Genomic DNA, 17,413 nt, shown 5'->3' on the forward strand with positions numbered 1-17,413 from the left:
GCACAGGAATGACTGACGGCACCCCCAAATCAAAGATCGGACAATCAACCCACGAGGTCTTTTCCCGCGAGGAAAAGATCGTGGCCGGCTCCGACCGTTCGTTCGGACTGGTGATGGCGGCGGCGTTCGCGGCCGTGTCCCTGCTGAACGCCTGGCATGTGGGGCGGATATGGCCATGGACGGGCGGCGTCGCCGCGCTGTTTCTGGCCGCCGCCCTGCTCCGCCCCGGCATCCTCAATCCGCTCAACCGGCTCTGGCTGAAATTCGGCCTGCTGCTGCACGGCGTGGTCAACCCCGTGATCATGGCCCTGCTGTTCTATGGCACCGTGCTGCCGACCGGCCTCGTGATGCGCGCGCTGGGCAAGGATCTGTTGCGGCTCAAGCGGCAGCCGGACGCGGCAAGCTACTGGATCGTGCGGCAGCCCCCGGGGCCGGCGCCCGAGACGATGAAAGATCAATTCTAGAGCATGGGCGAAAGAGCGACCAGCAAACGACCGTCATTGCGAGCGCAGCGAAGCAATCCACGGCCACAGCAAAGCTGGATTGCTTCGTCGCTTCGCTCCCTGACGCAAACGCTTCGCGTTTGTCGCTGGCAATGACGATAAGGGACAGAGAATGGAATTCCTGGCTGAACTCTGGCGCTTCATGCGCGTGCGAAAGAAATTCTGGCTGCTGCCGATCCTGATCATGATGGTGGTGTTCGGCGGCCTCGTGGTCCTGACCAAGGGCTCCGCGATCGCGCCGTTCATCTACACGCTGTTCTAGATCGTACTGCGCTTGAGTGAAATCACGACCTCGTTTCCCATGGCCTCGTGGTTCGAGACGCGCGGCGTTGCCGCGCTCCTCACCATGAGGGTCCAAGACCTCATCCTGACAAGACCTCATCCTGAGGAGGCGCGAAGCGCCGTCTCGAAGGATGAAGCCACCCAACTGGATATGTTCTAGGCCACATGATGCGCATTCTCGGCATTTCCGCTTTCTATCACGACAGCGCGGCGGCGCTGATCGAGGACGGCCGCATCGTCGCTGCGGCCCAGGAGGAGCGTTTCACCCGCCGCAAGCACGACCCGTCGTTTCCGCACAACGCCATCGCCTATTGTCTGGAAGAAGCCGGCATCACCTCCGACGGCCTCGACCACGTCGTGTTCTACGACAAGCCGTTCCTCAAATTCGAGCGGCTGCTGGAGACCTATATCGCGCTGGCGCCGCGCGGGTTTCGCTCGTTCAAGATGTCGATCCCGCTGTGGCTGAAGGAAAAGCTGTTCCAGAAGAGCCTGCTGCGCGACGAACTGAAGCAGTTTTCACCTGATTTCGACACCGGCCGGCTGCTGTTCTGCGAACATCATCTGAGCCACGCGGCGTCGGCCTTCTTCCCCTCGCCGTTCGAGAGCGCGGCGGTGCTGACCATGGACGGCGTCGGCGAATGGGCGACCACCTCGGCGGCGATGGGCAACGGCAGCCGCCTCGAAATCTTCCAGGAGATCCACTTTCCACATTCGCTCGGCCTGCTCTATTCGGCCGCCACCTATTACACCGGCTTCAAGGTCAACTCCGGCGAATACAAGGTGATGGGGCTCGCGCCCTATGGCGAGCCGAAATACGCCCAGCTCATTCTCGACCATCTGATCGACCTCAAGCCGGACGGCTCGTTCCGGCTCGACATGTCGTATTTCGACTATTGCACCGGCTTCACCATGACCAACGACCGCTTCGCGAAGCTGTTCGGTCAGCCGGTGCGCAGCCCCGACCAGTTGCTGACGCCGTTCCACATGGATGTCGCGGCCTCGATCCAGGCGGTGCTGGACGAGGCGGTGCTGCGGCTGACCCGCAGCCTCGCCAAACAGACCGGTTCGAAAAACCTGTGCCTTGCCGGCGGCGTGGCGCTGAACTGCGTCGCCAACGGCAAGGTGCTGCGCGACGGCCATTTTGAAAATATCTGGATTCAGCCGGCGGCGGGCGACGCCGGCGGCGCGGTCGGCTCGGCGCTCGCGGCCCATCACATCTTCAAGGACCAGCCACGCAAGACCAACGGCGCCGACGGCATGGCCGGCTCGTATCTCGGCCCCCACTACTCACAAGCCGAGATCGAGCGGCGGTTGACGGCCGCGGGCGCCAAATTCTCGGTGCTCGATGAGGCCGCAATGCTGGAAGCCACCGCGCAGGCGCTGGCCGCGCAACAGGCCGTCGGCTGGTTTCAGGGCCGGATGGAATTCGGGCCCCGCTCGCTCGGCGCGCGTTCGATCCTCGGCGATGCGCGCTCGCCCGCGATGCAGAAGACGCTCAATCTGAAAGTGAAGTACCGCGAGAGTTTTCGGCCCTTCGCCCCGGCCGTGCTGCGCGAGGACGTCTCGGACTGGTTCGATCTTAGATCCGACAGCCCCTACATGCTTGTCGTCGCCGACGTCAGACAGGAAAAACATCGCCGGATGACGCCGGAGGAACAGGCGCTGTTCGGCATCGACAAGCTCAACGTGTCGCGTTCGGAAATCCCGGCGGTGACGCATGTCGATTATTCCGCGCGGATCCAGACCGTGCACCGCGACACCAATCCGCTGTTCCACCAGCTGCTAAGCGCCTTCAAGGCCAGGACCGGCTGCCCGATCCTGGTGAACACCTCCTTCAACGTTCGCGGCGAGCCGATCGTGTGCACGCCCGAGGACGCCTTCCGCTGCTTCATGGGCAACGAACTCGATTTGCTCGTGGTCGGCAACTGCGTGCTGCAGAAGGAAGCGCAAGATCCGGCGCTGAAGATCGATTACAGCGTGGCGTTCGAGGCCGATTGATCGAATCCGGACGGCGGCATTCGCTTGCAGAATTTCTGCAAATTGGCGTCGCATCGCTGCTTGACTTCGATCAAACCGCGCCAGCCTGGAACGAATACTGGTATTGGCGATTAAATCCGTTCTCGAGCCAGGAGAAAGATCATGCTGCATAAAGCGATCATGGCGCTGCTGACCGTTGCGGCAGTAGCCCTCGTTTCTCCGACAGGGGCATCTGCGCAAAGTAAGGGCGGGGGCGGAGGTGGCATCGCCGGCGGCGGCGGAGGCGGTGGTGCTGTCGGCGGCGGTGGAGGTGGTTTCGCAGGCGGCGGAGGTCCCGGTGGAGGTGGTGGTTTCGTCGGCGGCAAAGTTGGCGGGGGCCCAGGGGGCGGCGGCGGCGGACCGCCCGGCGGAGGTGGTGGAGCTTTCATCGGCAGCAAAGTTGGCGGGTTCCCGGGGGGCGGCGGTGGCGGACCACCGCACCATTGGGGTGGCGGCAGACACCACCGCCATGGAGGCGGCGTGTTTTATGGCGGCTATCCCTTCGGCTACGGCGCCTATTATTACGACGGCTATCCTTACGGCTACAGCAGTTATTACTACGACGAAGGCGGATGCTATGTGGTTCGTCGGAAGGTGAAGATCAAAAAACACTGGCGCATTCGACGCATTGTGATCTGCAATTGATCCCTACGCCGCAAGCGAAGCAGCGAGAACCCGCCGGCCCATCCGGCGGGTTTTCTTCAAGTGTTGCCGGTACGCCGTGACGCCAACGCGTTACAGGCCGTGCCTGTCCATTATTCGGCGCGCATCCAGACCGTGCACCGCGATACTAATCCGCGCTTTCACCAGCTGCTGAGCGCCTCCAAGGCCAAGACCACTGCCCGATCTTGGTCAACGCCTCCTTCAACGTCCGCGGCGAACCGATCGTCTGCTCGCCCGAAGACGCCCTCCGCTGCTTCATGAGCAACGCACTCGATTTGCTCGTGGTCGGCAACTGCGTGCTGAAGAAGGACGAGCGGGATACGGCGCTGAAGGTGGATTACAGTCTGGCGTTCGAGGCGGATTGAGGGGGGCTGCCCGCAAGATGCTGCAAATGAAGCGCCGATGCCGACGCCTTGGTTTGCCAGGCACTTGAGATGTAGGGGGTAAAATGGTCGGAGCGAGAGGATTTGAACCTCCGACCCCTAGTCTCCCAGACTAGTGCGCTAACCGGGCTGCGCCACGCTCCGATGCCGTTCCATTAGCTTCGATCAGGCCCGCGCGCAAGGCGGCTGAGGGCGCGATCACGCTCTCGGAGCGGCGCGAACGCCGGTTCCCCGGATACCGGCGGTCAGCCGTCCTTCATCGCCGAATCCAGCAGTTCCCGGCAGGCGATCAGGTCGGCCAGCACGTTCTGCAGGCGGGCGATGTCGAGCGGGCGCGGACCGGCGACGCCGGGGATGGGACCGGCGTCCAGCGCGGCGATGCCGTCCTCGTCGGTGTCGAGCAAACGGAAATCGATGCCGTCGGCGTTCTCGTAGTCGTCGTCATCGAGGTCGACGCCGGGCGTGGCCTGCTCGTCCCCTTCCGAGAGGCTGCGGCCGACCGCCTCCTCGATCGCGCCGAACGAGGCCGCGTTATTGGCGTCGGCCAGGCGCTGCACCGAGCCGATGCCGTGCTCCTTGAGGATCCGCTGCACGCCGCGGATGGTGTAGCCCTCGCCGTACAGCAGCCGGCGGATGCCGCGCAGCAGGTCGACGTCGTCGGGGCGATAATAGCGCCGGCCGCCGCTGCGCTTCATCGGCTTGATCTGGGTGAACCGCGTCTCCCAGAACCTCAGCACGTGCTGGGGAATGTCGAGGTCGTCGGCGACCTCGCTGATGGTTCGGAACGCATCCGGCGCCTTGTCCAAATGCCCGCTCCTTGTTGGGTGGTCCGATAAAAGGACTACTCGGCCTTGTTGCCGTCGCCGTTGCCGGTGTGCTGGCCGTTGATCCGCTGCTTCAGAATGGCCGACGGCTTGAACACCATCACGCGACGCGGAGAAATCGGCACCTCGGTGCCGGTCTTGGGATTGCGGCCGATACGCTGGCCCTTCTTGCGCACCATGAACGAGCCGAACGATGACAGCTTTACCGTCTCGCCCTTCTCCAGGCAGTCGGTGATCTCTTTCAGGACCAGTTCGACAAAGGCCGACGACTCCGTGCGCGACAAGCCCACCTTCTGGTAGACGGCCTCGCACAGATCCACACGTGTGACTGTTTTTCCGGTTCCGGTCATCGCCTGCCCCCGCACTCTCGGCGAACAATATGTTTGAAATTAAGAGGTTAACACGCAACGGTCAACAGCCCTCATCATGCAGAAGCATGAAAGAGAACAACAATATGCGCGGATTTCTTAAGGCGGCGGTTACCAGCGCAGCAGCGCCGAGCCCCAGGTGAAGCCGCCGCCCATGGCCTCCAGCAGCACCAGATCGCCCTTCTTGACACGCCCGTCCTTGACCGCGACCGCCAGCGCCAGCGGGATCGACGCCGCCGAGGTGTTGCCGTGCAGATCGACCGTCAGCACCACTTTCTCCGGCGCAATATGCAGCTTGTGCGCCGAAGCGTCGATGATTCGCTTGTTGGCCTGGTGCGGCACGAACCAGTCGATATCGGCGGCCGTGGTGCCGGTGGCCTTGAATGCATCGTAGATCACGTCGGTGATCATGCCGACCGCGTGCTTGAACACTTCGCGGCCCTCCATCCGGAGATAGCCCACCGTGCGGGTCGAGCCCGGACCGCCATCGACGTAGAGCTTCGACTTGTGCCGGCCGTCGGAACGCAGATGCGTGGTCAACAGGCCGCGGTCCAGGGATGTGCCCGGCTGTGGCTGCGCTTCCAGCACCACGGCGCCGGCGCCGTCGCCGAACAGCACGCAGGTGCCGCGGTCGCTCCAGTCGAGGATCCGCGAAAACGTCTCGGCGCCGATCACCAGCGCGCGCTTGTAGGTGCCGCAGCGCAGGAAATTGTCGGCGGTCGCCAGCGCGAAGATAAAACCCGAGCAGACCGCCTGCAAGTCGAACGCCGCGCCATGGTGGATGCCGAGCTCGTTCTGTACGGCGACCGCGGTGGCCGGAAAGGTATTGTCCGGCGTCGAGGTCGCCAGCACGATCAGATCGATCGACTGGGCGTCGATCCCGGCATGGGCCAGCGCCGCGCGCGCGGCGTGGACCGCAAGGTGCGAGGTGAACTCGCCTTCGGCGGCGATGTGGCGTTGCCGGATGCCGGTGCGCTGCACGATCCACTCGTCCGAGGTATCGATCCGCGCAGCCAGTTCGGCATTGGTCAGGATCTGCTGCGGCAAGTAAGAACCGCAACCGAGCACGACCGAACGTAATGCAGTCACGAGACAGCCTCCTGCGCGGTCTGCGCCTGGGCCAGCGCGCTGCCGTCACGATTGAGCATTTGATTGATCTTGTTGAGGAGATCGTAGCGGACCATCTCATAGCCAACATCGACCGCATAGGCAAAGCCTTCGGCGTCGGTTCCGCCGTGGCTCTTGACGACGATGCCGTTCAATCCGAGCACCACGCTGCCATTGGCCTTGTTGGGGTCGAGCTTGTCGCGCAGCGCCTTGAAGGCGGCCCGGGCGAACAGATAGCCGATTTTGGAGCGCCACGTGCGCGCCATGGCGGCGCGCAGGAAATCAGTGATCTGCCGGGCGGTGCCTTCGGCGGCCTTCAGCGCGATATTGCCGCTGAAGCCCTCGGCGACGATGACGTCGGCCGCCCCCCGGCCGATGCCGTCGCCCTCCACGAAGCCGATATATTCGAGCTGGGGCAGGTTCATCCCGCGCAGCAATTCGGCGGCCTCGCGGATTTCCTCGCGGCCCTTGATTTCCTCGACCCCGATATTGAGCAGGCCGACGGTCGGCCGTTCGAGGTCGAACAGCACGCTCGCCATGGCGCTGCCCATCACCGCCAGCGCCACCAGATGATGCGCATCGCCGCCGATGGTGGCGCCGAGGTCGAGCACCACCGAATCGCCGCGCGCGGTCGGCCAGATCGCCGCCAGCGCCGGCCGGTCGATGCCGGGCAGCATGCGCAGACAGAACCGGGCCATCGCCGCCAGCGCGCCGGTGTTGCCGGCGGAGATCGCGACGTCGGCCTCGCCCTTCTTGACGGCGTCGATCGCCAGCCACATCGACGAGACCTTGCGGCCGCGGCGCAGGGCCACGCTCGGCTTGTCATGCATGCTGACGGCGACGTCGGTGTGGATGACGCGCGAAACCGCCTTCATCGCCGGATGCTTTGCGAGCTCCGGTTCGATCAGCGCGCGATCGCCGAACAGCAGGAATTCGGTGTCGGGGTGTCGGGTCAGCGAAATCGCGGCGCCGGGAATGACAACCGATGCGCCGACATCGCCACCCATGGCGTCAAGCGCGATTCGAACCTTTTTCGGCATGAACGTCCCGGAAACCTGATCTTGTGCCGCGGCCACTTAGCGCTCGGCCGCAGACTGGAAATCGCCACGAATGGCGGCGATCGGCGAAGCGCTACGCGCGCCCCGGCCGGGCCGGGACAATACCGTGTCCCCTGCCTGACACAACCTCTTGACCGCCGCCTTTTGATTTACGAACCCAATTCGAATAGAATCGACCAAAATCGACAATTCCATACAATTCAACACCTTACGTACGATTCCTGCATCGGTGCGGTATCCATTTCCACCGGAATGCGAGCTTGAGACCGATTCGGCCGCGCTTTGGCGTCCGTCTGGCCCTGCCTCAGCGTTTTCCCGGCTTCTTCGCACCGGGCGGTTTCTTGTCGATCTTGAGCGCCTTCAGCGCGGCAAACGGATGATCCTCGGGATCGTCGGGCACGTCAGGCGGCTCGAACACCGCGTCCGGCTTGCGCGGATAGGGATCGACCGCGAGGAACAGCGCGTCGGTGGCGAGCCGGCCGAGATCGATCACGCCGTTCTCGATCGGCTCCGGCGGGTCCGGGATTTCCTCGCCGCTCTCGGCGGCGTCATCGACCAGATCGGACAATTGCGGGACCTGCTCCGGCGGCGCAAAGATCAGATCGATCGCTTCGTCGATGTCGTTCTCGATCGGATCGAGCGTCACCACACAGGTCTGCCCGACCCGCGCCCGGACGCGCCCGGTGACCTGAAAACGGCCGCCGCTCTTCGGGGCCACATCGAGCGAAGCACTTGCGGAGAGAACTTCGCGCAAGCCACCCATCTCGGCAATGGCCTCGCGGACGGCCTTGTCGGCTTCGATGTCGCGATGCAATCCGGTCTCCGGGATCTGCGCCACGGCGACGGGAACGCGCCAGGGATCGGCTCTGTCTGTCATGTCGGTCATTCTGCTCATGGCTTAAGCGCCCGCGGGAGCTGGCGAAGGGAACTTCCACGATCCGCCCAGCACGGCCGCCTCGTCCAGCCGTTCGAGCGCGGCGGTGGCCGCCTCGGCATAGACCGCGAGCTGCCGGGCCTCGTCGATATGTTCGCCGTTCAGGATATTCTTGCACAGCGCCTGCGCCAGCGGCTCCCGGCCGGCGGTCAAAGCGAGGTCGTAGGCCGCCGACCGGCCGTAAAACGCCTCCCCGAAGGCCTGCATCCGCTTCGGGACGGTGAGGTCGCCGACCCCCATTTCGCGCAAATTGGCGTCCATATCGTCGCAGAAGCGATCGAACAGCGCCTGCGACAGGTCCGCCCCACCCTGCATCGACCGCATCCGCCGCAATACCATCCACAAATGCAGCAGCAGGAGATCGAAACGGCCATTAACCGTGTCCGGGACGGCCAAGTCCCGATAAAACAAGGGTTCTCGCGCTTGCGTCACGATCATGCCATAGATGACCTCAATGGTGCCGCGCGAGGGCATCCGGGGTTTCCTGAAGTGATTGAACGGCCAAAGCATTGTGGGTTCCGCGGGCGAGCCCCCAAGGTTTCCGTAGTGGGAGCCCGCGCTTGTTGCAATCCAGCGTGCTGCCCGGTACGTCAACGCCTCGCGCGATGCAAGGGGACGGGACCAGTTCCGGAATGACCGAATTGAGCCAGACAGCCTCCTCCCGCGTGACCTCACCGCGCGGCCTCGCAGCGCGCTGGAGCCGCCTGCGCGCCATTGCAGCCATCGGCGTGGTGTGCGCCGTGCTCGGCGCCTGCACCGGCGAGCAGTTCCAGAAGGGCTATATCCTGCCGCCGGGCGCGCTCGAGCAGATTCCGATCGGCGCCAGCCAGGACCAGGTGCTGATCGTGATGGGCACGCCCTCCACGGTCGCAACCCTGAATGGCGAGGTGTTCTACTACATTTCGCAGCGTTCCGAACGCAAGGTCGCGTTCATGAACCAGCAGGTCATCGACCAGCGCGTGATTGCGGTCTATTTCGACAAGAATCGCCAGGTGCGGCGGCTTGCCAATTACGGGCTGCAGGACGGCAAGATCTTCGACTTCGTCAGCCGCACCACGCCCACTTCAGGCCAGGAACTCAGCTACCTGACGCCGCTGTTCAAGCTGCTCAGCTTCAACTAGCGCGCCTCGAGCAACAAGGGCTGAGCCGTGCGGCCCTGACCAATCGGGATGCATGGCTTCGGGCCCAGCTGCGCCCAGCCGTCGCTTGTCGACCCAACGGCCATTCCCTACAGGTTCCCTGCAAACAACAATCCAAGCAGGGAGCGACATGTGACCAGACTGATTTCTCGCCGCCACGTTCTGACCGGAGCCGCCGCGCTGTCCACCTCGGCCATCCTGCCGCGCACGAGCCTGGGTGCCGACTGGCGGCCGACCGAGACGGTCCGCCTGATCGTGCCGGCCGCACCGGGCGGCACTACCGACGTGATGGGGCGATTGCTGGCGGCGCATCTGCAGACCGCATGGGGCCAGTCCGCGATCGTGGAGAACCGGTCCGGCGGCGGCGGCACCATCGGCACGTCGGAAGTCGTGCGCAGCAAGGGCGACGGGCACGTCATTCTGGTCGGCAATCCCGGCCCCAATGCCATCGCCTACAGCATCTTCAAGAATATGACCTACAAGCCGGACCAGTTGCAGCCGGTTTCCAACCTGATCCGGATTCCCAACATCATCTCGGCGCACCCGTCGGTTCCGATCAAGTCGATCCCCGAGATGATCGCCTACATCAAGGCCAATCCGGACAAGCTCACCTACGGCTCGTCGGGCGTCGGGCAGAGCCCTCACCTCACCATGGCCTGGCTGCTGCAGCTCACCGGCCTGAAGGTGGTGCACGTGCCGTTCCGCGGCGCCGGCCCGGCGCTGCAGGCCGCCCTCGGCGGCGATATCCAGATCCTGTCGGACAATCTCTATCCGACGCTGCCGCAGGTTCAGGAAGGCAAGCTCAATGCGCTGGCGGTGACCACGCCGGAGCGGAGCGCGCTGGCGCCGAACATTCCGACCGTGCGCGAAGCCGGGCCGGAACTGGCCAAATTCGACGTCTCGTCGTGGTTCGGCATCTTCCTGCCGAAGAGCGCGCCGGCCCCAGTCGTCGACGCCCTCAACAAGGAGATCAAGGTGTTCCTGGAGCGCGAGGACATCAAGACCAACATCGCCAAGATCGGCGCAACGACCGATTACGGCACCCCGCAGCAGTATACCGATTTCATCCAGGCGGAGACCGCGAAGTTCGCCAGCATCATCCAGAAGGAAGGACTGCAGATGGAGGTGAAGTGAACCTCGCCGTCATCGCGAGGGTCGCTAGCGACGAAGCAATCCATCCCTAGGCCTGGCAACGAAAAAACCCCGCGGCTCGCACCGCGGGGTTTCTTTTTCGGCCATGTCGAACGCTTAGTGCGCCAGGATCGCCAGCAGCAACAGCGCCACGATGTTGGTGATCTTGATCATCGGGTTCACCGCCGGGCCCGCCGTATCCTTGTAGGGATCGCCGACGGTATCGCCGGTCACCGCGGCCTTGTGGGCGTCGGAGCCCTTGCCGCCGTAGTGGCCGTCCTCGATGTACTTCTTGGCGTTGTCCCAGGCGCCGCCGCCCGAGGTCATCGAGATCGCGACGAACAGGCCGGTGACGATGACGCCGAGCAGCATCGCGCCGACGGCGGAGAACGCCGCCGACTTGCCGGCCGCACCGCCGCCGGCGATGGCGTAGATCGCGAAGTAGACGAAGATCGGCGACAGCACCGGCAGCAGCGACGGGATGATCATTTCCTTGATCGCGGCCTTGGTCAGGAGGTCCACCGCCCTGCCGTAGTCCGGCTTGTCGGTGCCCTGCATGATGCCGGGCTTTTCGCGGAACTGGCGCCGCACTTCCTCGACGATCGCGCCGGCCGCACGGCCGACCGCGGTCATGCCCATCGCGCCGAACAGATACGGCAGCAGGCCGCCGAACAACAGGCCCACCACGACGTAGGGGTTATTCAGCGAGAAGTCAGGCACCACGCCCTGGAAGTACGGAAACTTCGCGGCGTTGCCGATGAAGAATTTGAGGTCTTCATTGTAGGCCGCGAACAGCACCAGCGCACCGAGACCGGCGGAGCCGATCGCGTAGCCCTTGGTGACCGCCTTGGTGGTGTTGCCGACGGCGTCGAGCGCGTCGGTGGCCTTGCGGACTTCCTTGGGCAGGCCGGCCATTTCGGCAATGCCGCCGGCATTGTCGGTGACCGGGCCGAAGGCGTCGAGCGCCACGATCATGCCGGCCAGCGCCAGCATGGTGGTGGTGGCAATCGCGATGCCGAACAGGCCGGCAAGGCTGTAGGTGACGAGGATGCCGGCGATGATGACCATCGCGGGCAGCGCGGTGGATTCCATCGAGATCGCGAGACCCTGGATCACGTTGGTGCCGTGACCGGTGACCGAGGAGGCCGCGATCGACTTCACCGGGCGGAAGTCGGTGCCGGTGTAGTATTCGGTGATCCAGATGATCAGACCAGTGACGGCGAGACCGACGACGCCGCACTCGAACAGCGCCATGCCGGTGTACTTCACGCCGGCCAGCGGACCGAAACCGATCAGCCAGTGGATTACGGCGGCAACGCCGACCAGAGAGAGCACGCCGGTGGCGATCAGGCCCTTGTACAGCGCGCCCATGATGGACTGGCTGGCGCCGAGCTTGACGAAGAAGGTGCCGGCGATCGAGGTGATGATGCAGACGCCGCCGATCGCGAGCGGCAGCGTCATCATGTTCACCAAGAGCGGCGAGGTCGCGAAGAAGATCGCGGCCAGCACCATGGTGGCGACCGCGGTCACCGCATAGGTCTCGAACAGGTCGGCGGCCATGCCGGCGCAATCGCCGACGTTGTCGCCGACGTTGTCGGCGATGGTGGCCGGGTTGCGCGGATCGTCTTCGGGAATACCGGCTTCGACCTTGCCGACGAGATCGCCGCCGACGTCAGCACCCTTGGTGAAGATGCCGCCGCCGAGACGGGCGAAGATCGAGATCAGGGAAGCGCCGAAGCCGAGCGCGACCAGCGCGTCGACCACGGTGCGGCTGTTGGCGCCAAGCCCCAGGAAGTGCGTGAGATAGGCGAAATAGATGGTGACGCCGAGCAGCGCCAGACCCGCGACCAGCATGCCGGTGATCGCGCCAGCCTTGAAGGCGAGTTCAAGTCCGCCGGCCAGCGAGATCGTCGCGGCCTGTGCGGTGCGCACGTTGGCGCGAACCGAGACGTTCATGCCGATGAAGCCGGCCGCACCCGACAGCACCGCGCCGACCAGGAAGCCGACCGCGACCAGCATGCCGAGGAAGTAGGCCAGAAGCGCGAAGATCACGATACCGACCATGCCGATCGTCATGTACTGGCGCTTCAGATAGGCCTGCGCCTTCGCGCACTGCGGCCGCGATTTCCTGCATTCGCGGATTGCCGGCATCCGACTTCATCACCGATGCCGTCGCCCAGATGGCGTAGAGAATGGAAAGCGCCCCGCAGAGCACGATCGCCCATAATGCTGTCATTGAATTTGCCTCAGATTTTGGTCAACCCCACGCCTCACCGCGGGAGCGGCGGACGCATAAAAAGAAGGCCTGCCCTGCCCAGAAGGGCGGCCTTAAATCGGCGGGACCATGCCAAAATCGCATCCGCTGCGCAACGCTGCGAAGGGCATAAACGGTCGATTTCGGCAGGTATTTGCGTCCCGGCCGGCGCTTTTTCCCGGAATTCTAGAAATGGCTGTAGGACAGGTGCTTTAGCGCGATCTCCCTGCCCTGCGCGTCCAGGAATTTCGGGGCTGACGGCCCGGCGATGACCGTGCCGATCGAGGCCACGGCCACCCCGGCCTGCCCGGCGGCTGCGGCAAATGCCTCGACGCGATTCTCCGGGATTGCGCACAGAATCTCGTAATCGTCGCCGCCGGCCACGATGGTTCCAATGCCGACCGTGCCGCGCGCCAGCAAGGCCGCTGCCGGTGCCGACAGCGGAATACCCGGCGCATCGATCACGGCGGACACCGCTGAAGCCGCGCACAGCTTGGCGAGGTCTCCCGCCAGGCCGTCGGACACGTCCATCGCCGCAGAGGCATGGTCGCGAACCGCCTGCGCCAGGGCGTTGCGCGGCTGCGGCACGCGGTAACGGCCGACCAGCATCTCTTGCCGCGGCGTCGCCGGCGAGTGCCTTGGCGACCGCGCCGCCTTTCAGGATATCGAGGCCGAGCGCGGCGTCGCCGATCGTCCCGCTCACCACGATCCGGTCGCCCGGCTTGGCGCCGCTGCGATGGACCATCCTGCCCGGCGGCACCCGCCCGAACGCCGCGATCGAGATCATCTTGGGACCGGGTGTGGAAACCGTATCGCCGCCCAGCAACGGACAGCCGTATCGGGCCGCATCCTCGCCAAGCCCGCGCGCAAACGGCGCCAGCCAGGCATCGTCCGCGCTGCGCAGGGCCAACGTCAGCAGGAAGCCGGCGGGAACTGCGCCCTTGGAGGCGAGATCGGACAGGTTCACCCGCAGCGCCTTGCGCGCGACTGTGTCCGGTGGGTCATCGGGGAAAAAATGCACGCCCTCGACGATCGCGTCCGTCTTCAGCACGAGGTCGTCAGCCGATGGCTTCAGGATCGCGGCGTCATCGATCAGGCCGAACGCGCCGGGGTCGGTCGCGAGAGGTTGAAAATAGCGCGCGATCAGCGCGTCCTCGCCGGATGGAGACTGTTTGGGACCGGTCATAATGCGCGCTCCAAACCACGACTGTCGTCGCCCGGCTTGGCCGGACGATCCAGTACGCCGCGGCGCAAGTGATCAAATACGACCGCCGCGGCGTACCGGATCATCCGCTTTCGCGGATGATGACAGCTGAACGTGCGGCTGGCGCCCATTCCAGCTACCCCCGCGCGAACTCGTCGGCGCGAAACTGGCGGGCGATCTGGTCGAGCACCGCATTCACCATGCCGGTCTCCTCGGCCTCGACGAAGGCATGCGCGACATCGACATATTCCGACACACACAACGCGGCCGGGCACGTCCTTGCGATGCTCGAGTTCATAGGCGCCGGCGCGCAACACCGCGCGCAAGATGGCGTCGATCCGCTTCAGCGGCCAGCCCTTCGACAGCGCCTCGTCGATCAGGGGATCGAGCTTGGCCTGGTCGCGCACCACGCCGGCGACAACGTCCTTGAAGAAGGCGGCTTCGGCCGGCAGATAGGTATCGCCCTCGACCTCGTTGCCGAGCCAGTGGCTCTCGAACTCGGCGAAGATGTCGTTGATCCCGGCGCCGCCGATATCCATCTGGTAGAGCGCCTGCACGGCGGCGAGCCGCGCCGCGCCGCGCCGGTTGGCCTTCTTGTCCGGGCTCTTGTTCTTGCTGTCCGCCATGATCAGGCCCTGGCCAGACGGCGCTTGATCCGCAGCATCGCCAATGCCGCGCGCGCGGCGTCGCCGCCCTTGTTGAGTTCGCCGGAGCGCGCCCGCGCCCAGGCCTGCGCGTCGGTGTTGACGGTGATGATGCCGTTGCCGAGCGGGAACTTTCTGTTCACCGCGAGGTTCATCAGCGCCCGCGAGGATTCGATCGAGACGATTTCGAAATGGATGGTGTCGCCGCGCACCACGCAGCCGAGCGCAATCGCCGCATCATAGGGCTTGCCGTTGTTCTCGGCGGCATCGAGCGCGATTGCGATCGCGGCTGGAACTTCCAGCGCGCCGGGCACCGTGATGACATCGTGGCTGACCCCGGCGGCTTTCAACTCGGCGACCGCGCCTTCCAGCAGCGCGTCCTGGATGTCGTCATAGAAACGCGCCTCGACGATCAGCGCCCGTGCGCCGGAGATGTCGGTCTGGTCCTTCAGGGGTGCGCGCCGCGCGTCTGCCATTGAATCTTTCCGTTTCGGTCGGTGCCCTCACCCTGAGGAGCGGCCGCTCGGCCGCGTCTCGAAGGATGAGGAAATTTCCGGGCCTCATGGTTCGAGACGGCGCTAGCGCCTCCTCACCATGAGGGGTTGGTGGGGCGTTTTTAGGCGCGGTCACCGGCAAAGCCAAGGGCCGCGTCTACTTCATTTCCGACAGCCGCGCGGCGTAGCGCGCCATCAGGTCGACCTCGAGATTGACCTCGCTGCCGGCGCGCCAGCCTTGCAGCGTCGTGACAGCGAGCGTGTGCGGAATGATCAGCACCGAGAACACCGCGTCATTGACGGTATTCACCGTCAGCGACACGCCATCCAGCGTCACCGAGCCCTTTACCGCGATGAAGCGCGCCAGTTCGCGCACGGTGGAGAGCTCGAACCGCGCCATGTCGGGCAGGTCGTCACGCTTGACGATGGTGGCGACGCCGTCGGCATGGCCGGCGACGATATGGCCGCCGAGCTCGTCGCCGATCTTCAGCGCGCGCTCCAGGTTGAGTCTGGTTCCCGCCACCCAGTGCTTCGCGGTGGTCATGCGCAGCGTTTCGGCGGCGGTGTCGACTTCGAACCAGGTCTTGCCCTGCTCCACGCCGGAGCCGACGACCGTCAGGCAGACGCCATTGCAGGCGATCGAGGCGCCGTCGGCGATGGTTGACCGGTCGTAGCGGCAGGCGATGCGCAGGCGATGCAATTGCCCCTGCGCCGTCGGCGTCAGGCTGACGATTTCGCCGATCGGTGACTATGCCGGTAAACATTAAGCGCGCTCGTAAACTGTAAGAGTGTCGTCTTGCAGCGTTTCGCTAGCACGGAGTTTGAACGCGGGCGACTGCGTGATGGCCGAGAGCGGCAATGCGTCCAGCGCGGGGACGCCATCGGCGCCGACCGGATTGGCGCCGCGCAGCAGCCAGACTTCGTCGACGAGGTTGGCCGCGACAAAGGATGACGCCACCTTCGCGCCACCCTCCACCAGGAGCCGCGTGATGCCCTTCTCGGCCAGCGCCTGCAGCACGGCTGCGAGATCGAGGCCCGGCAGCGGCGCGGTCGTGGTGGGCACCCGCATCACCTGCGCACCGGCGGCACCGAGCTTCATGGCGGCGGGCGCTTCGGCGAGGCTCGACGTCATCACCCACAGCGGCGTCTCCCGCGCGGAATGAATCAATTTGCTGGTGCCGGAAATCCGCAAGCTCCGATCCAGCACCACCCGCACCGGCGAACGGGATTCCATGCCCGGCAGGCGGCAGGTCAACAGCGGATCGTCCGCCTGCACGGTGCCGATCCCGACCAGGATGGCGTCGCACTGCGCACGCAGCAGGTGCACCCGCGCTTTGGCGGCCTCGCCCGTGACGGCGACGGGCTTGTGGCCGGCAGCGGCAATCTTGTCGTCCGGCGATACCGCAAGTTTCAGGATCACATGCGGGCGCTTGTTGCGGACGCGGCGGAAAATGCCCGGCATGATCGCGCGCCGCCTCCGCCGTCCCTGGCCCGATATCGACGGTGATTCCGGCGGCGCGCAGCTTGGCATGGCCCTGCCCGGCCACTTCGGGATTGGGATCCTCGATCGCCGACACCACCCGGGCGATGCCGGCAGCGATCACCGCGTCGGCGCAGGGCGGCGACTTGCCGAAATGCGAACACGGCTCCAGCGTCACATAAAGGGTGGCGCCGCGGGCGGCCTCGCCGGCGCGCCCGAGCGCCTCGGGTTCGGCATGGGGACGGCCGCCGGCCTGAGTCCAGCCGCGGCCGACGATGATCCCGTCCTTTACCACGACCGCGCCGACGGCCGGGTTGGGCCAGACCCGGCCCTGCCCGCGCCGGCCCAGCGCCAGCGCCAGCGCCATGAAGCGCTGGTCGGCAGCCTTGGATTCCCGGGCTTTCTGGGCGTACTGGTCTTCCAGAATACGGAAGATCATTTGCGCAACGGGGCGAGCCGCGCTTCGTCATCGCCGGAGAGCTCGCCGAGCACGGTTTCAAAGTCCTTGGCTTCGCGGAAATTGCGATAGACCGAGGCGAAGCGGACATAGGCGACGTCGTCGAGCTGGCGCAGATGCTCCATCACGATCTCGCCGATCGCCTCCGACGAAATCTCCGCCTCGCCGCCGCTTTCGAGTTCGCGCACGATCGCCGAAACCATCTTCTCGACCCGTTCAGGATCGACCGGGCGCTTGCGCAAACTGATCTGCAGCGAGCGCACCAGCTTGTCGCGGTCGAACGGCACCCGGCGGCCGTTGCGCTTGATGACCGTGAGTTCGCGCAGCTGCACCCGCTCGAAAGTGGTGAAGCGGAAATTGCAGGCGACGCACACCCGGCGCCGCCGGATCACGGCGGAATCCTCGGTCGGACGCGAGTCCTTCACCTGCGTATCGAGACTGTTGCAGCTGGGGCATCGCATCCGGAAAGTGA

14 protein-coding genes, 1 tRNA gene and 6 pseudogenes are annotated in these 17,413 nt (G+C 65.1%); 7 read left to right on the forward strand and 14 right to left on the reverse strand.

Translation table 11 applies throughout. The features are described 5' to 3' along the window. Positions 1–8: 8 nt before the first annotated feature. From KMZ68_RS15385 to KMZ68_RS15405, 5 genes and pseudogenes are all read left to right on the forward strand, one after another. The gene (locus tag KMZ68_RS15385; RefSeq protein ID WP_249779369.1) at positions 9–464 is read left to right on the forward strand and encodes a hypothetical protein; all 456 of its coding nucleotides are present in this window, start codon (positions 9–11) and stop codon (positions 462–464) included. A gap of 151 nt (positions 465–615) precedes the next feature. After that, positions 616–765 (forward strand): DUF5989 family protein, encoded by a 150-nt coding sequence (locus KMZ68_RS15390; protein WP_215606419.1) that lies wholly within the window; start codon positions 616–618, stop codon positions 763–765. A 188-nt stretch (positions 766–953) separates the two neighbouring features. Then, a complete protein-coding gene (locus KMZ68_RS15395) occupies positions 954–2,783 on the forward strand; it encodes a carbamoyltransferase family protein (protein ID WP_215616355.1) in 1,830 nt (609 codons plus the stop codon). 141 nt (positions 2,784–2,924) lie between these two features. Beyond that, a complete protein-coding gene (locus tag KMZ68_RS15400; protein WP_215612122.1) occupies positions 2,925–3,446 on the forward strand; it encodes a hypothetical protein in 522 nt (173 codons plus the stop codon). 105 nt (positions 3,447–3,551) lie between these two features. After that, positions 3,552–3,829: pseudogene (locus KMZ68_RS15405) on the forward strand (carbamoyltransferase C-terminal domain-containing protein); the annotation flags it as partial. Positions 3,830–3,913: 84 nt separating this feature from the next. Here the strand turns inward: KMZ68_RS15405 and KMZ68_RS15410 are convergent. The 7 genes from KMZ68_RS15410 to KMZ68_RS15440 all read right to left on the reverse strand — a co-directional run bounded on the left by KMZ68_RS15410 (position 3,914) and on the right by KMZ68_RS15440 (position 8,648). Further along, positions 3,914–3,991 (reverse strand) — tRNA-Pro (locus tag KMZ68_RS15410). A 101-nt stretch (positions 3,992–4,092) separates the two neighbouring features. Then, the gene (locus tag KMZ68_RS15415) at positions 4,093–4,653 is read right to left on the reverse strand and encodes a MerR family transcriptional regulator (RefSeq protein ID WP_215612123.1); all 561 of its coding nucleotides are present in this window, start codon (positions 4,651–4,653) and stop codon (positions 4,093–4,095) included. A 35-nt stretch (positions 4,654–4,688) separates the two neighbouring features. After that, a complete protein-coding gene (locus tag KMZ68_RS15420; RefSeq protein WP_215606417.1) occupies positions 4,689–5,021 on the reverse strand; it encodes an integration host factor subunit alpha in 333 nt (110 codons plus the stop codon). 129 nt (positions 5,022–5,150) lie between these two features. After that, a complete protein-coding gene (locus KMZ68_RS15425) occupies positions 5,151–6,128 on the reverse strand; it encodes a beta-ketoacyl-ACP synthase III (RefSeq protein ID WP_215612124.1) in 978 nt (325 codons plus the stop codon). Next, positions 6,125–7,186 carry a phosphate acyltransferase PlsX gene (gene plsX, locus KMZ68_RS15430; protein WP_215612125.1) on the reverse strand — a complete coding sequence of 354 codons (1,062 nt, stop codon included), beginning with the start codon at positions 7,184–7,186 and terminating at the stop codon, positions 6,125–6,127. Before plsX ends, KMZ68_RS15425 begins: the two co-directional genes overlap by 4 nt. A gap of 322 nt (positions 7,187–7,508) precedes the next feature. Further along, positions 7,509–8,081, reverse strand: coding sequence for a YceD family protein (locus KMZ68_RS15435; RefSeq protein WP_215612126.1), 573 nt, complete (start codon positions 8,079–8,081; stop codon positions 7,509–7,511). Positions 8,082–8,102: 21 nt separating this feature from the next. Then, entirely contained in the window at positions 8,103–8,648 is a 546-nt protein-coding gene (locus KMZ68_RS15440) for a ubiquinol-cytochrome C chaperone family protein (protein WP_215612127.1), read from the reverse strand. A 122-nt stretch (positions 8,649–8,770) separates the two neighbouring features. On the opposite strand from KMZ68_RS15440, the gene KMZ68_RS15445 reads away from it, so the two are divergent. Both KMZ68_RS15445 and KMZ68_RS15450 read left to right on the forward strand, forming a co-directional pair. Beyond that, entirely contained in the window at positions 8,771–9,259 is a 489-nt protein-coding gene (locus KMZ68_RS15445; protein ID WP_215612128.1) for an outer membrane protein assembly factor BamE, read from the forward strand. A gap of 150 nt (positions 9,260–9,409) precedes the next feature. Then, positions 9,410–10,411, forward strand: a complete 1,002-nt coding sequence (locus tag KMZ68_RS15450) for a Bug family tripartite tricarboxylate transporter substrate binding protein (RefSeq protein WP_249779370.1) — start codon at positions 9,410–9,412, stop codon at positions 10,409–10,411. A 114-nt stretch (positions 10,412–10,525) separates the two neighbouring features. Here KMZ68_RS15450 and KMZ68_RS15455 read toward each other — a convergent pair. The 7 genes and pseudogenes from KMZ68_RS15455 to nrdR all read right to left on the reverse strand — a co-directional run bounded on the left by KMZ68_RS15455 (position 10,526) and on the right by nrdR (position 17,402). Beyond that, a pseudogene (locus tag KMZ68_RS15455) lies at positions 10,526–12,644 on the reverse strand (sodium-translocating pyrophosphatase). 204 nt (positions 12,645–12,848) lie between these two features. Further along, positions 12,849–13,848 (reverse strand): annotated as a pseudogene (thiL, locus tag KMZ68_RS15460) (thiamine-phosphate kinase). A 154-nt stretch (positions 13,849–14,002) separates the two neighbouring features. Next, positions 14,003–14,492: pseudogene (gene nusB, locus KMZ68_RS15465) on the reverse strand (transcription antitermination factor NusB). A gap of 2 nt (positions 14,493–14,494) precedes the next feature. Then, positions 14,495–14,986, reverse strand: coding sequence for a 6,7-dimethyl-8-ribityllumazine synthase (gene ribH, locus KMZ68_RS15470; protein WP_215612130.1), 492 nt, complete (start codon positions 14,984–14,986; stop codon positions 14,495–14,497). 175 nt (positions 14,987–15,161) lie between these two features. Further along, positions 15,162–15,768, reverse strand: a pseudogene (locus tag KMZ68_RS15475) (riboflavin synthase). Continuing rightward, a pseudogene (ribD, locus tag KMZ68_RS15480) lies at positions 15,768–16,923 on the reverse strand (bifunctional diaminohydroxyphosphoribosylaminopyrimidine deaminase/5-amino-6-(5-phosphoribosylamino)uracil reductase RibD). Before ribD ends, KMZ68_RS15475 begins: the two co-directional pseudogenes overlap by 1 nt. Then, positions 16,920–17,402: a transcriptional regulator NrdR gene (nrdR, locus tag KMZ68_RS15485; RefSeq protein ID WP_215606404.1), complete on the reverse strand. Its 483-nt coding sequence runs from the start codon at positions 17,400–17,402 to the stop codon at positions 16,920–16,922. Before nrdR ends, ribD begins: the two are co-directional and overlap by 4 nt. Positions 17,403–17,413 lie beyond the last annotated feature (11 nt).

Source organism: Bradyrhizobium sediminis (assembly GCF_018736105.1).
Lineage (GTDB): Bacteria > Pseudomonadota > Alphaproteobacteria > Rhizobiales > Xanthobacteraceae > Bradyrhizobium.

Coding starts and splice junctions, on each gene's coding strand:
- nrdR (WP_215606404.1), bottom strand. CDS start 17,402: ATGCGATGCCCCAGCTGCAACAGTCTCGATACGCAGGTGAAGGACTCG.
- KMZ68_RS15390 (WP_215606419.1), top strand. CDS start 616: ATGGAATTCCTGGCTGAACTCTGGCGCTTCATGCGCGTGCGAAAGAAA.
- KMZ68_RS15420 (WP_215606417.1), bottom strand. CDS start 5,021: ATGACCGGAACCGGAAAAACAGTCACACGTGTGGATCTGTGCGAGGCC.
- KMZ68_RS15440 (WP_215612127.1), bottom strand. CDS start 8,648: ATGCTTTGGCCGTTCAATCACTTCAGGAAACCCCGGATGCCCTCGCGC.
- KMZ68_RS15400 (WP_215612122.1), top strand. CDS start 2,925: ATGCTGCATAAAGCGATCATGGCGCTGCTGACCGTTGCGGCAGTAGCC.
- KMZ68_RS15435 (WP_215612126.1), bottom strand. CDS start 8,081: ATGACAGACAGAGCCGATCCCTGGCGCGTTCCCGTCGCCGTGGCGCAG.
- ribH (WP_215612130.1), bottom strand. CDS start 14,986: ATGGCAGACGCGCGGCGCGCACCCCTGAAGGACCAGACCGACATCTCC.
- KMZ68_RS15395 (WP_215616355.1), top strand. CDS start 954: ATGCGCATTCTCGGCATTTCCGCTTTCTATCACGACAGCGCGGCGGCG.
- plsX (WP_215612125.1), bottom strand. CDS start 7,186: ATGCCGAAAAAGGTTCGAATCGCGCTTGACGCCATGGGTGGCGATGTC.
- KMZ68_RS15445 (WP_215612128.1), top strand. CDS start 8,771: ATGACCGAATTGAGCCAGACAGCCTCCTCCCGCGTGACCTCACCGCGC.
- KMZ68_RS15385 (WP_249779369.1), top strand. CDS start 9: ATGACTGACGGCACCCCCAAATCAAAGATCGGACAATCAACCCACGAG.